We start from the raw sequence: 13,237 nt of genomic DNA, 5'->3' as shown, positions 1-13,237 counted from the left end.
GACGGGCCATCAGCGACCCACGACGGCCGCTTCCTTCAGCTGCTGCATCTCCGCGCCGAGGATCTCCTGGTCCATGACCACTGCACTCAGGGCCCCGGCGGACGCCGCGTGGACGATCTGCGTGGCCGCGAAGGGCAATCCCTCCCGGCGGGCCAGATCTCCGGCGGCGAACACGCCCTGCACGGTCGTCTGCTGGAAGTCGTTGACCACGACACTGCCGTCGTCGAAGAACTCGCATCCCAGTATCTCCGGCAGCCGGCTGTTCTGGCGGGTGAGCGGTCGCAGGAACAGCGCGTCGCACTCGAGGGTGTCACCGTCGTCGAAGACCACCGCGCGCAGGTGACCCTGGCGCTCGTCCAGCCGGTCGATCGGTTCCTCGTGCAACCCCATGCCCTGGGAAACCATGAGGCGCAGCAACTCCTCGTCCTCCACCGGAACGCCATTGGTGCACAGCACCAGATCGTCGCAGAGCCGGAACATCTGTACCGCGAGGCGCAAGGCTCCGTTGTCACCACCCAGGACGACGACGCGCCGCCCGCCCGCCTCGTAACCGTCACAGTAGGTGCAGTTGAAGGCACTCACGCCCCAGATCTCCGCCAGGCCCGGCAGGTCGGGCAGCCGGTCGACCATCCCGGTGGCAAGGAGCAGCCGGCGCCCCTGGGCTTGGCTGCCGTCCTGGAAGCCGACGGTGAACGCGCCGGATGTGCCACTCGCCGTCAACGCCATGCTGTCGCGCAGTTCGACTCCGTCGTAGCCGGCGAGTTCCCTGCGTCCCGCGGAGCGCAGCTCATCAGGGGGAAGTCCGTCGCGGGTGAGGAATCCGTGGCTGTTCGGGGCGGTCCGGTTGCGTCCGCCGCCCGCGTCGCACACCAGGGTGGTGCGTCGGGACCGGCCCAGTGTCAGCGCGGCACTGAGTCCTGCGGGGCCTCCGCCGATGATGATCACGTCGTGCATAAATGCCTCCACTCTTCCTACTACGCAACGGTAGTAGGAAGAGTGGAGGGTGGCAACTGTTCCCCGCCCCTCAGCCGCCGGTCACCTGCAGGTCCCAGCGGCTCAGGCGGCGTCGGATGTCCGCAGCCACTCGTGTCGCCCGGCGACCGGCACGAGTCTCGTCCACGTACGTCCGGTACGAGGACGACCCTCCGCCGTGCAGTCGCACGCACCAGACGCCGCGGACCCCGCCCTAACGGGGCGAACGGCGCTCCTTTCGCAACACCCTTCAGTGGATCGCGGCAGCCTGCCGAGCCAGCGTGCGGTCCCGGTCCTCGGGGTCCTTGGACCGTTCCACCAGGCCGCCCATATGCTCGTCGGAGAAGAACTCGATGACCGAGGTCGTGCCGGCGACCAGGCCCAGGAAGGCGTTCGCTTCGGCCTGGTCGTACGACAGGACGCTGAAGGCCTGGCGCATCCGGTCGCTGAACTGCAAGGTCGCGGCCAAGCAGGTGAACTCGTAGAGGGCGGCGGTGGCCTGGTTACGGGTCTCCTCGTAGGCGGCCATCTCCTGATCCCACTCGCCGGTTCCTGTCAGGACCCGGTGGAGCGCGGTCGACAGCACATCGGCGTCCCGGAAGGCGTCGGCGATGCCCTGCCCGGTGACCGGGTCCTTGTGGAACCCGGCGTCCCCGGCCAGTGCCCAACCGGCGCCGTACGGCCGGCGGTAGAAGTTCGGCAGTTCCTTGGTACCGGTGAACTTCTCCGTCTGCTGTCCGTGCTCGCGGATCTCCTTGGCCAGCTCAGGACAGGTGTCCTCGATGATCCGGTGGTAGGTGCCCTCCACGTCGGCACGGAAGCGGCCGAACTCCGCGTTCGGAAGAGCGCAGACGATCAGGCAGGCGTCCCCGTGCGTGGGCATGACCGCGACCTGCTGTTCGTTGCCCAGATAGACCTCGTAACCGCGCTTGAGCCCGGTCCAGTAGGTGTAGTAGGCCACGGTGATGGAGGGACGCTCTTTGTAGACCTCGGCGTTCATGGTCCGCGCGACCAGGGACCGGTGTCCGTCCGCTCCCACGACCGCACGCGCCCGGAGCTCCTCCTCCTGCCCACCGTGGCTGCGGCCGCGAACTCCCACCACGGTGCCGTCCTCGATGATCAGTTCGCGGACCGTGAATCCCTCGCGGATCTCCGCCCCGGCCTCACGGGCGGCGTCCACCAGCAGGGCGTCCAGCACGATGCGGCGCGGAGCGTAGGCCTCCGCAACACCGTCGTAAGCCGGCGCGCTGCCGCGGATGGGCAGGTCGCCGTACCACCAGACGGCCTCGGTGAGGGGTGGGCAACCGGTGGCGGCCAGTCGGTCGAGCAGTCCCCAGTTGCGGAGCCGGGACAGTCCGCTCTGGTGCATGAAGTGGGTGGACATGGTGTCCGAAGGGAACTCGGCCCGGTCCAGCACCAGTACCCGGTGCCCCAGCCGGGCGAGCAGCATGGCGGTGGGGGAGCCGGCACAGCGGGCTCCGACCACGATGACGTCGTACATGCAGCCTCCGGAGAACTCGCGGGTGGTAAGCGTCCCCGTAAGCGAACCGGCCTGGAGGGCCCGGAGAAAGACCCGACCAGAGGCCCCGAACGGGCACGTCGGGGCGGGCCGGATCGGGGGCTGCGTTGGTGGCGTCCCGCTGAGGCTGGCCCGGGGCGTCCCACCTCGCCCATGGTGGCTGCTCTGTCTCTTACGGAGGAGTCCATGGATATCGGGATCTCACTGCCCACAGTGGGTCCGGCGGGCCGGCGCAAGTACGTGCTCCAGGTGGCGGAGGCAGCCGACCGGCTCGGATTCCACTCACTGTGGATCAGCAGTCACGTCGCCCTGCCCGCCGAGCGCCATTCCACCTGTCTCTACCCACGCGCCACCACGTCCGACGCCTACAACTGGGGAGTCGCCTGGCTCGACCCCATCGCCGTTCTGGGCGTGGTCGCCGGCGCGACCGAACGGATCCGCATCGGTACCCACGTCCTGGCCCTGCCCTATCGCAACCCGGTCATTCTCGCCGGCGAACTCGCCGCGCTGGACCAACTCTCAGAAGGCCGGATCGAGCTGGGCGCGGGGATCGGTTGGATGGACGAGGAGTTCGCCGCCGTCGGCATCCCGCGCCGCGAGCGCGGAGCACGTACCGACGAAGCCATCGCCCTGATGCGGACGTTGTGGTCCGCCACCGATCCGGTCTCCTTCCACGGGCGCTTCAGCACCGTCGACGACATGTGGTTGACCAGCCGCCCGTACCGCGCCGGCGGGCCGCCCATCCATGTCGGAGGCAACTCCGACCCGGCCCTGCGGCGCGTCGGCCGGCTGGGGGACGGCTGGCTCGGCCACGAGGTCTATCCGGAGGAGATTCCCCCCGCCCGCGACCTCATCCACCGCCATGCCGAAGAAGCAGGACGGGACCCCGGCACCATCATGCTCTCCGCCCGACGGGGGCTGATCCCGCCCTTCCCCGTCATGAACTTCATGTCGGACCGGAACAACCTCAGTGGCACTCCCGCCGACCTCGCGGAAACCTTCGACGCGTATCGCGAGAACGGCATCTCGATGATGGTCCTCGACCTCAATCTCAGGCCCCAGGAGATCGTCGACACCCTGGAGTGGCTGTCCAAGGACGTCTTGCCGCTGCTGTCCTGACCGCCGCCGCCCGCCGGAAGCGCAGCGGGCGGCACCCACCCCGGAAGGAACTCGATGCTCCGTCCCGCCAGGCTCCGGCGCAGCCGCCGCGTCCGCCTCCTCAACATCTTGCCCGTCGTCCTGGTCCTGCTCGCCGCCGGTGCCTTCATCTACGCCTCCAAAGCCCCGCAGACGCTGTTCTCGCCGAAGCTCACGGCGATCAGCATCGACCAGGCCGTAGAGCAGTACCGGCAGCATCCGGCGGCGATGCGAGAGGACCTGCACATGCCGACCAAGATGCCCGTCGCTCCCAATGCCTCGCTGGCCGGCTTCACCGCGCCCGCTCCCGGGGTCTACACGTACGCCACCCAGGGACAGGACTGGGTCGAATACAACGGGCAGAAATACGTGCGCCCGTTTCCCGCGGTCAGCCCGGCCACGGTGCACCGCTCCAACGGATGCGGCTGGGAGCTGTATTTCCAGACGGGGAAGGAGTACACCGACGGTCATCGTCAGTGCAGCGCGCCCGGCGAATTCCTGTGTATGGCGCATATCTCCGAGATCACCTTCGGTTCGGTACACCGGGCGATGACCCACGTGTGCAATCCCGGTATGGTCCAGGTCGGTGGAAAGGCCGTCGGTCCAGGTGGGCGCCAGTCCACCATCTGCTACGCCTCGGGCATGGACTCCTCGCACATCGACATTCTGTTCAAAAACACGGAAACGGTCATGGTGGGTGGCAAGCCGGTCCAGGCCTACCACGTGGAACTGGACAGTTCCGTCGAGGGCGAGTTGAACGGAACCGCCGTGGCCGACGTCTGGTTCGAAACACACACCGGCACATATCTCAAAATGATCCGTAAGCAAGACACCAGCTCAAAGCTCCCAGACGGATCGAAGGTCAACTACAGGGTGCGCGTGACCTACGAACTCCAGTCGCTGACGCCTCGCATCTGACATCCTTGACCTGCCAGGACCCGTAGACCGTTCCACGGACTGCGGGTCCTGAGGTATCGCCTGCGGCGGTATTGGGAAGTGTGAACGGGCAGTAGCCGTCGGCTTCCCGGCCGGGGGCAGGATGCGAACGCGGAGGTGGACGCCATGCCGGTGCCCGTCGACGGCGAGACGAGGACGAGCGGCCGGCTCAGCGGGTTGTTCGACCGCTGCGGCTACGCCATGGAACGCCGATGCGCCGGCCACGCCCGATCGGACTTGGTGAGCCCGCTGTTCGGACGCGTTCTGGAACTGAACGCGGGGAGCGGAGAGAATCTGGCCCACTATCAGTGGGCCACTCACGTCGTCGCCGCGGAACCCTCGCAGGGCCTGCGGGAGCGGTTGCAGAAGAACGTCTCCCGCTGCCGCGTCCCCGTGACCGTCGTGGACGCGGCCACCGACCACCTCCCGTTCCCCGACAGCAGTTTCGACGCTGTGGTGGCGATCCTCACGCTGTGCAGTGTCAAGGATCAGGCCCGGGCGCTCTCCGAGATTCGACGGGTTCTCGCCCTGGACGGCACCTTGGTCTTCTTGGAACACGTACGCTCCCGCAATCCCTGGGTGGCCGGTGCCCAACACGCGGTCACACCCTTGGTGCGCCATTTGGCAGCCGGCTGCCGCCTCAACCGCGACACGGTAACGGCGATCAGTGCGGCGGGCTTCGCCATCAGCATCCTGGACACGGTGCGCCCCAGAACCTGGACGCCGCTGATGGGCACCTTCGTGCGGGGGCGCGCCTACGTCCCCTGACCGGTCGACGGCGGGGACGTTCACGCGGTGCCGGCGGTAGACGCGAGGATTCAGCACGAGGTGGAGGACAGGTCCCGCAGCGGACCTGCCCTCCACCCCGCGCTGAGCCACCGGCTCAGGGCAGTCGCACGACCTGGGCGGCGTGCGCCAGCCCGGCCCCGAACCCCAGCAACAGCGCCAGGCCTCCCGCCGGTGCCTCTCCGCTCGCCAGCAGCTGCTCCATGGCCATGGGGATGGAGGCCGCCGCGGTGTCACCCATGTCCACCAGATCCCGGGCGACGGCCACACGGCGCGGGAGGTTCAGCGCGCGGGCGATGCCGTCCACGATCCGCTGGTTGGCCTGGTGCGGGATGAAGGCATCGAGTTCCGCGGCCTTCACCTCCGCCAGATCGAGAGCCGTCTGGGCGATCGCCGGCAGTTCCGACATCGCCCAGCGATACACCTGAGGCCCGTCCATGCGCAGATAGGGCCAGCTGTTGGTGGCCTGTGACCGCAGGCTCACCCATGCCTCGCCGCGGCAGGCCAGACCACGCTCGGACTCTTCCGGGCGCCAACTGACCGGGCCGATGCCCAGTTGCCGGGAGGGCCCCACGACCATCGCGCCGGCGCCGTCACCGAACAGAGCCGCAGTGCTGCGGTCGCGCGGATCGACGATGTCCAGCATCCGCTCGGCGCCGACCACCAGAACACAACGTGCCTGCTCCGTGACGACGGCATTGCGGGCCAGCGCCAGCGCGGAGGTGAAACCCGCGCAGACGGCGGAGATGTCCGAGACGGTCGCTCGTCTGGTCGGCAGCCGCTGGGCCAGTTCGCTCGAGACCGGCGGGTGACCGCCGGGGCGGCTCATCGTGGTGACGATGATGTGATCCACCTCGCCCGGTCGAAACCCTGCCGCGGCCAGCGCCTTGGCCGACGCGGCATGTGCCATGGCCGCGAGAGTCTCCGTGGGAGCGGCCCTGCGACGACCGCGGATGCCCGAGCGCGCCACGACGGCTCGGCCCGCGGAGTCCAGCACTTGGCACACGTCATCGTTGTCCAGCACGCGAGCGGGGCGGTAGGCGCCCACGCCCAGAATGGTGGCGTTGGGGGCCGTGGCAGCCCGCGGAGCCCGCGTCATCGCCGGCCCCGGACAGGTGTCGCGATGTTCGCCATGACGTCCTCGAGGAGTCCGCGAGGGTCGTCGTGCAGGAAGAAGTGGCCGCCCGGTCGGATGGTGTGGGCGAAGCCGCCCAGCGTGTGCAACCGCCACGCCTGCATGGCGGTCGGCGTCGCCTGAGGGTCGTCCGCACCCGCGTAGGCCAGAACGCGACAGCTGAGCGGCGGACCCGAGGCGAACCGGTAGGTTTCACAAGCGGCGAAGTCGGCGCGCAACCGCGGCTCGGTCGCCTGTCGCAGTTCCGGACTGCGTAGCACCTCCGGGGGCGTGCCGCCGAGTGCGCTGACCTCCAGCCAGAAGGGCCCGGACGCCAACGTGTGCAGCGGGGGCCGCTGCGCGGCCAGGTGCGGCGCGGCGTGGGCGGCGACCACGAGCACCTGCGGTCCGCGCACACCGCGTCGGTGGAGTTCGCGCACGGTCTCGAAGGCGACCAGACTGCCCATGCTGTGTCCGAGGAAGATGGCGCCCGGGCCGGGCCGCAGCCGATCGGCGATCGCCGATGCCACCGCGGTGATGCCGCGTGAGCTTCCTGGGACCGGTTCGGGGTAACCGACCGCGTGCACCCGGGCCTGCCCACCCAGCGCGGTGTTCCAGGGGAGGAACGTCGGGACACCGCCACCCGCGTGCGGAAAGCAGTACAGGTCCGGTACGCGAGCTGGGGACGCGTCCGGCGGTGGAGCGGGCGGAAGCAGCCGGACGGTGGCGGCGGTCATCGCGCGGAGCCCGTCGACCGCGCCCCGGAGGCGGCACCGCGTGCGGCTCGCCCCAGCACAGGCAGGGAGTTCGCCAGGTAGAGGTCCCGGCACCGGCCGCGCTGTCGCTTGCCCGAGGTGGTCTTCGGGACGGTGGAAGCCGGACAGACGAGTACCTCGTGCGGAGGCACGGGAAGTTGGCGGCGGAGGTGATCCATCAGGCGTTGCGCGAGGGCGTCGGCCTGCCCCGCCGGTACCCGGCCCTCGGCCACCAGGATCATCCGGTCCGTGGTGTGGTCGTAGAAGGCGGCCGTGTTGCCCATGCGGATGCCGTCCACGGCCTCGGCCTCCGCTTCGAAGTCCTCGGGGTAGATGTTGCGGCCATTGAGGATGATCATGTCCTTGCGGCGGCCGCAGACCACGAGTCCCTGCTCGCCCAGGTAGCCCAGATCGCCGGTGCGCAGCCAGCCGTCGATCAGAATCTCCTCGGTCCCTTGCGGGTCGTTCCAGTACCCGGAGGTGACGCACTGTCCGGAGATGTAGATCTCCCCGACGTGTCCATCGGGGAGATCGGATCCGTCCTCGGCGCGAATGGCCAGCCGGGTACCCGGGATCGGATGGCCGCAGGCCACCAGCCGCCGGTTGCCGGGCGCCTCGGCCTCGACCGGGACGGCTCGGCCCTGGACCTCCAACGCGTCGCGGTCCACCCAGGCCACGGCCAGCGGGGTGTCGGTGGGCAGCATGGTCACGCAGAGGGTTGCCTCGGCCAGTCCGAAAACGGGGCACGGCACCGTCGGCCGCATTCCGTAACGTGCGGCCGCGGTGGTGAAGGCGGTGAGGCTCTCGACGTCGATCGGTTCAGCACCGTTGACCGCCCACTTCAGGCAGGACAGATCGAGCTTGCGCTGGGTGTTGCGCAAGAGCCGGCCCGCGAGCGCGTAGGCGAAATTCGGGGCGCCGATGAGGGACACACGGTACCGCGAGATGGCACTGAGCCAGGACAGCGGGCTGGCGACGAAGTCCTCGGGTGACTGCACCACCACGTCATTGCCGCGTGCCACGCAACCGAGCAGCCCGATGATGCCCATGTCGTGATTGAGCGGCAGCCAGGTCATGCCGACCTCGTCGGGCCCCACGCCGTAGCCGTGCCAGACCGCTGCCATATTGGAGAGCACGTTGTGGTGGCTGAGCATCACGGCCCGCGAGGACTTCGTCGTCCCCGAGGTGAACTGCAGCAGTGCGGTGGCCTGAGCATCCTGTGGCAGCGGCGGCGCGGCTCCCGGCCCACCGGCGGCCAGGTCGCTCATGGCCGCGACCCGGCGCTGCGGCCGTGCCAGGTCCTGGAAGAACTCCGCATACGCGTCGGCGACTCCCAGGACCCGCGCATCCACCGCCTCGACGCGCCGGCCGATGTCCGCGAGGAAGCCGTCGAGTTCACCTCGTCTGCGCGGCAGCGGGAGCAGCACCGGGATCGCTCCGGCGTACCAGACACCGAACAGCGTCCGCAGCAGCGGTTCGTCGGTACCGGACAGCAGACACACGCGGTCACCGGGGCGGACGCCGTCGGCCACCAGTCCGGCGGCGACGCGTTGAGCACTTTCATGCAAGGCGCGATACGTCAGACGGCGCTCGGTGAGATCGCCGTCGACGAGGAAGATGCCCTTGTCGGTGAGCGCGGCACGAGTCAGGGTAGCGGGCACGGTGGCGGACCCGAAGAACGCAACGGGTTCGATGGCGGAGGACGTCGTCGCAGAAGGGATCGGCTCGACCTGAGTGACCATAGAAAGCTCCTTGAAACTCCACAGACGGCGGTGGCGGTCCCCTCAGCGCTCGACTGCGCGCCGGAACAGCGGGATGACGAAGCCTTGGGTGAGCGCGATGCCGACGACCAGCACGGCGGCGGCCGGCAGCAGGGCATGCGCGGTGACCGGTCCGGTCATCAACGCTCGCGCGCCCTCGGTGACATAGGTGAACGGGTTGTAGTGCGCCAAGGAGGCCAGCCAACCCGGTTGCAGGGAGGCGGGCATGGCTGCCGTGCTGGTGAACATCAGCAGGATGAACAGCGGGGACATCGCCAGCGGAGCCTGCGGGTTCCAGGTGGTCAGCGCGACGATGTAGAACAGCCCGCCGTACGCCACCGACCAGGCGCTGCACATCACCAGCAGCCCGATCACGGAAGCCGGCCCGGACTGCAGCCGGGCGCCCAGGGCCAGCCCCACCAGGAGCACCACGACGGCGGCGGGCAGCACCCGCAGGGCGTCGAAGATGATCCGTGACAGGAGGATCGCCGAAGGCCGGACGTTCAACAGCCGCAGGCGCTGGAGGAAGCCGGTCTGGACGTCCAGCACGAGGGCGGTGGCGGAGTATCCGGAGCCCATCATGCCCGCCAGCAGCATCATGCCGGGGGCCATGTAGGCGGTGTAGGGCTGGATGGGAAAGCTTTCGAGGGACGAGACGCGCGCGTACGACGAGGCAACCAGGGTCTCGGCGAAGAGCGGGAACAGCACGGGGAAGATGAACGCGATCACCGGGCTGCGCAGGGCCTCACGGATGTTGCGACGCAGCAGCAGCCACACCTCGCCCGCGAGGTGGTTGGGAGAAACGCTCTGCGCGGTTCCGGGGGGTGTGCTCCACGCCGCGGTGTCCGGGGCTGTGTCGGTGTCGGTCACGTCCGGTTTCCCTTACCCCTGGTGGTGGCCAGGCTCCGGCCGAGTGCGGCGAGCCCAGCGGCGGTCTGTGCCTCGCCGTCGGTGGCGGGCGTGGAACCGGTGAGGCGGACGAAGACGTCCTCCAGGGTCGGTTCCTCGATGCTGTAGGCGGTCTCGGGCACGCCGAGGCAGGCCAGCCGGTCGATGGTCTTGAGCAGGAGGCCGGGGGCCGCCGCATCCAGCGTCACTCCGTCGGGCCCCGCGGTCGCCGACGGGCCGAACTCCGCGAGCACCCGGAGATGTTCGTCGCCGTCGGTGGGGCGCACCTGAACGCGCTTTCCTCCGTAACGGGACTTCAGTCGGCGAGGAGTGTCCAGGACCGCGACGCGGCCGCGGTCCATGACCGCGATCCGGTCGGCCAGGACGTCGGCCTCCTCCAGGTACTGCGTGGTGAGCAGCACGGTGCCGCCGTTGACGGCGAAGGCGCGGACCCAGCCCCACAACGCGCGCCGACTCTGCGGATCCAGGCCGGTCGTCGGCTCATCCAGGAACAGCACGTCCGGATCGCGCATCAGCGCCAGCGCAAGGTCCAGGCGGCGACGCGTACCTCCGGAGCAGACGGCCACCACCTTGTCCATGGCACTGCCGAGGCCGAACAGATCGATGAGTTCCTCGGCACGTGCGGAAGCACCCGTGGTGCCCAGACCGGCCAACCGCCCGATGAAGGCCAAGTGCTCGCGGCCGGTCATCAGCTCGTCGAGTGCGACCTGCTGCAAGGACGCGCCGATGCGGGCACGGACCGAGGTGCGCTCACGTACCACGTCGTGGCCGCAGACCTGGGCGGCACCGCTGGTGGGGGCCCTCCAACGTGGTGAGCAGGTTGATCAGCGTGGTCTTGCCGGCTCCGTTCCGTCCCAGGCAGCCGAACGTCTCGCCTCGCGGAATGTCGAAGGTGAGATCGTCCAAGGCCTGTGTGCCGTCCGGATAGACCTTTCCCAACGACTGGAGCGCGATGGCCGCGTCCCCCATGGTCGTCTCCTCCCTGGCCGGCCGGTAGGACCGGCTCCTGGCGAAGCGAGCATCGCGCGAGGGCCGCCATGGCGCACAGTCCACTCCGGGCGCCCTTTGTAAGCACGAAGCCCGACCGGACGTAGTGCCCGATCGGCCATGCCGCACGGCTGGAGAGACGGACCGGGGCCCGAGCCCGGGCATTGTCGCGGTGGTCGCGGATCAGGACGAACGAGAGCCCCGGCGAAGCCGGGGCTCATCAACCTGTGGTAGGAATCGCGCGACCGCCGACGGGGTCAGGGGCAGCCCAGCACGTAGATGGCACTGATCGCGACCAGGGCGACGGCTGCCATGCCGAGGCCGCTGCGGAGCAACAAGCTCCACGTCAGCGGGGGGGAGGGCACGGTCTGCCCTTCCAGATGGGCGATGCGGGCTCCCAGGAGGCCGGGGTTGGCCATGGCAGCCGTCACAGGGTCAGGACCGGCCTCGCGCGACACGGCCAGCAGCGCTCCGGCGACGGCTCGGCAGCCACACGCGTCGAGTGCATGGCGGTCAGCCTGCAACTCCTGGCGCATCACTTGGACCGACTGCCAATGCCGAATCAGCGGTACGTACCAGAAGGTTGCCGCGGCAACGGCCAGCAGGCTACGGCGCAGCGGGTCCAGGCGCCGCAGGTGTGCTTCCTCGTGCCTCAGTACGGCTCCGAGTTGGTCGGGGGAGAGCTCCTCGATCAAGGGTCGGGAGATGGCGATACGGGGTCGGCCGGCGCCGTAGGTGAAAGCCGTCGTCCGCTGGTCGTCGATCTCCACCACCCGATCGAGCAACCCGAGGGGGCGCGCTGCCTGCATCAACGTCGGTGAGGCGGGCAGGGCGGAGCGCTCGATGGTTCGGTGCAGTGCGCGAGTGTCCCGTCCCCAGCGGATGAGCAGCAGGTGGGAGACCGACCAGCCGATGACCGCGAGCGCCAGGGCGGTCAGCACCGCTACGCGCTTCCACCCGGCCAAGGCGTCAGACTCCCGGGTGGTGACGAAGGTGAAGGCGACGAACATGAAGAACGCCGTCGCTGCCAACCGCACGGCGAGGCCGGCAGCGGGTAACCACACGCCCCATTGGGCACGGTCGGCGGCACGTCCGTTCACTTGCGGTCGCCCTCCTGCATCAGGCGCTCCAGGCGCGCCATGAGGTCAGGTGCGTTGCGGGCCTCGTCGACGAAGTGGGCGACGGCGGCCGCACCGAATCCCCGTATCACCTCGCGGACGGCCAGCGCGGCCTCGTCGGCGACCGCGGCCGTATAGGCGTAGCCGCGTCCCGCTTTCGTACGGGCGGCAGCGCCCTTGTCGGCCAGCCGAGAGAGCACGGTCATCACTGTGGTGTAGGCGAGCGGAGTGGTTCGCGTGCTGTTCAGGGCGTCGAGCACGTCCCGGACGGACACTGGGCCCCGCGCACTCCACAGGACGTTCATGATCTCGACCTCGAGCGGGCCGAGAACGAGACCAGTGGGAGCAGGTTCGGACATCACGTCCTCAATCTACTACGCAAGCGTGGTAGATGATAGCTCTGAACGGGGCGTCCCCGGGCAGGCCCTTTGGGGGAAGGCCTGCCCGGGGACGCCCAGCAGGGCATCACGGAACCTGGGGCACCAGGCCGTCCCGCAGCGCCATCGCGACCGCCAGGGTGCGATTGGAACAGTTCAATTTCGCCAGAACGTTCGCAACGTGTCGCTTCGCACCGTGCTCGGAGATATTCAACCGCCGAGCGATCTGCTTGTTGCTGTAGCCATCGACCAACAGAGCCAGTGCTTCCTGCTCACGTGGGGTAAGGAACAGACCGCGCGGCGCCTTCTCCCTGCGGCGCACCATGGAAAGGAGCTCGCGGGCCAGCGCGGTCGGCATCGGCATCTCACCCCGCAGCAGCCTGCTGAGCGCATCCTGAAGGACCTCGGGAGTCAGGCCGGTCTCGAGGAGGAAGCCGTCCGCGTACTGCGCGGCTGCCTGGATCATCGCCTCATCGCCCGCATTGCTGAGCAGCAGCAACAGCTTTCCGCCCGCGGCGTGCACTTGTGTGCTGAGCTGTGCCAGATCACCGTTGAGTGCCGAAGACGCCACGACTACGTCCTGCGGAGTCCGCTGCAACAGGCTCAACGCTTCGCGGTGCGTCCCGCAACCTGTCGTCTGGTGCACGGTGGGGAGCGCGTCGAGCATGGAGCACAACCCCCAGCGCACCACATCGTTGTCCAGCGCGACGAGCAGTTGGAGATGGCTACATCGGATCATGTCATCCGGCTCGCGGAGGGATTCTGTCAGTTCGCGAGCTGTTCCTGCCTCGGTCTGTTGGATCGCCTCGATGGTCATCTGATGCCCCCATGCGAAATGCGGTCGGGCGTGCCCGGCCGTTCGGGTAC

14 protein-coding genes are annotated in these 13,237 nt (G+C 68.9%); 3 read left to right on the top strand and 11 right to left on the bottom strand.

Translation table 11 applies throughout. The features are described from left to right. Positions 1-9: 9 nt before the first annotated feature. Together M2266_RS31925 and M2266_RS31920 are read right to left on the bottom strand one after the other, a co-directional pair. Positions 10-954, bottom strand: coding sequence for an NAD(P)/FAD-dependent oxidoreductase (locus tag M2266_RS31925; RefSeq protein WP_277441760.1), 945 nt, complete (start codon positions 952-954; stop codon positions 10-12). A 268-nt stretch (positions 955-1,222) separates the two neighbouring features. Further along, a complete protein-coding gene (locus tag M2266_RS31920) occupies positions 1,223-2,473 on the bottom strand; it encodes an NAD(P)/FAD-dependent oxidoreductase (protein WP_277441759.1) in 1,251 nt (416 codons plus the stop codon). A 204-nt stretch (positions 2,474-2,677) separates the two neighbouring features. On the opposite strand from M2266_RS31920, the gene M2266_RS31915 reads away from it, so the two are divergent. The 3 genes from M2266_RS31915 (at position 2,678) to M2266_RS31905 (ending at position 5,332) form a co-directional block, all read left to right on the top strand. Next, the gene (locus tag M2266_RS31915) at positions 2,678-3,610 is read left to right on the top strand and encodes a TIGR03619 family F420-dependent LLM class oxidoreductase (RefSeq protein WP_277441758.1); all 933 of its coding nucleotides are present in this window, start codon (positions 2,678-2,680) and stop codon (positions 3,608-3,610) included. Positions 3,611-3,664: 54 nt separating this feature from the next. Next, positions 3,665-4,546, top strand: coding sequence for a hypothetical protein (locus tag M2266_RS31910; RefSeq protein ID WP_277441757.1), 882 nt, complete (start codon positions 3,665-3,667; stop codon positions 4,544-4,546). Positions 4,547-4,690: 144 nt separating this feature from the next. Further along, entirely contained in the window at positions 4,691-5,332 is a 642-nt protein-coding gene (locus tag M2266_RS31905) for a class I SAM-dependent methyltransferase (protein ID WP_277441756.1), read from the top strand. Positions 5,333-5,447: 115 nt separating this feature from the next. Here the strand turns inward: M2266_RS31905 and M2266_RS31900 are convergent, their stop codons facing one another. The 9 genes from M2266_RS31900 to M2266_RS31860 form a co-directional block, all read right to left on the bottom strand. Then, a complete protein-coding gene (locus M2266_RS31900) occupies positions 5,448-6,449 on the bottom strand; it encodes a beta-ketoacyl-ACP synthase 3 (protein ID WP_277441755.1) in 1,002 nt (333 codons plus the stop codon). Continuing rightward, on the bottom strand, positions 6,446-7,201 hold the full coding sequence (locus M2266_RS31895) for an alpha/beta fold hydrolase (RefSeq protein ID WP_277441754.1): 756 nt from the start codon (positions 7,199-7,201) through the stop codon (positions 6,446-6,448). Before M2266_RS31895 ends, M2266_RS31900 begins: the two co-directional genes overlap by 4 nt. Beyond that, positions 7,198-8,961 carry an AMP-binding protein gene (locus M2266_RS31890; protein WP_277441753.1) on the bottom strand — a complete coding sequence of 588 codons (1,764 nt, stop codon included), beginning with the start codon at positions 8,959-8,961 and terminating at the stop codon, positions 7,198-7,200. Before M2266_RS31890 ends, M2266_RS31895 begins: the two co-directional genes overlap by 4 nt. 42 nt (positions 8,962-9,003) lie before the next feature. After that, entirely contained in the window at positions 9,004-9,849 is an 846-nt protein-coding gene (locus tag M2266_RS31885; RefSeq protein ID WP_277441752.1) for an ABC transporter permease, read from the bottom strand. After that, entirely contained in the window at positions 9,846-10,649 is an 804-nt protein-coding gene (locus M2266_RS31880) for an ATP-binding cassette domain-containing protein (RefSeq protein WP_277441751.1), read from the bottom strand. Before M2266_RS31880 ends, M2266_RS31885 begins: the two co-directional genes overlap by 4 nt. Further along, positions 10,639-10,857, bottom strand: coding sequence for an ATP-binding cassette domain-containing protein (locus M2266_RS31875; RefSeq protein ID WP_277441750.1), 219 nt, complete (start codon positions 10,855-10,857; stop codon positions 10,639-10,641). The genes M2266_RS31880 and M2266_RS31875 overlap by 11 nt, the downstream gene beginning before the upstream one ends. A gap of 275 nt (positions 10,858-11,132) precedes the next feature. Continuing rightward, a complete protein-coding gene (locus tag M2266_RS31870; RefSeq protein ID WP_277441749.1) occupies positions 11,133-11,975 on the bottom strand; it encodes a M56 family metallopeptidase in 843 nt (280 codons plus the stop codon). Continuing rightward, the gene (locus M2266_RS31865) at positions 11,972-12,352 is read right to left on the bottom strand and encodes a BlaI/MecI/CopY family transcriptional regulator (RefSeq protein WP_277441748.1); all 381 of its coding nucleotides are present in this window, start codon (positions 12,350-12,352) and stop codon (positions 11,972-11,974) included. Before M2266_RS31865 ends, M2266_RS31870 begins: the two co-directional genes overlap by 4 nt. A gap of 106 nt (positions 12,353-12,458) precedes the next feature. Continuing rightward, entirely contained in the window at positions 12,459-13,187 is a 729-nt protein-coding gene (locus tag M2266_RS31860) for a response regulator transcription factor (RefSeq protein ID WP_277441747.1), read from the bottom strand. Positions 13,188-13,237: the final 50 nt, after the last annotated feature.

This window comes from Streptomyces sp. SPB162 (assembly GCF_029504575.1).
Lineage (GTDB): Bacteria > Actinomycetota > Actinomycetes > Streptomycetales > Streptomycetaceae > Actinacidiphila.
This window is presented reverse-complemented; position numbering and strand designations above follow the sequence as displayed.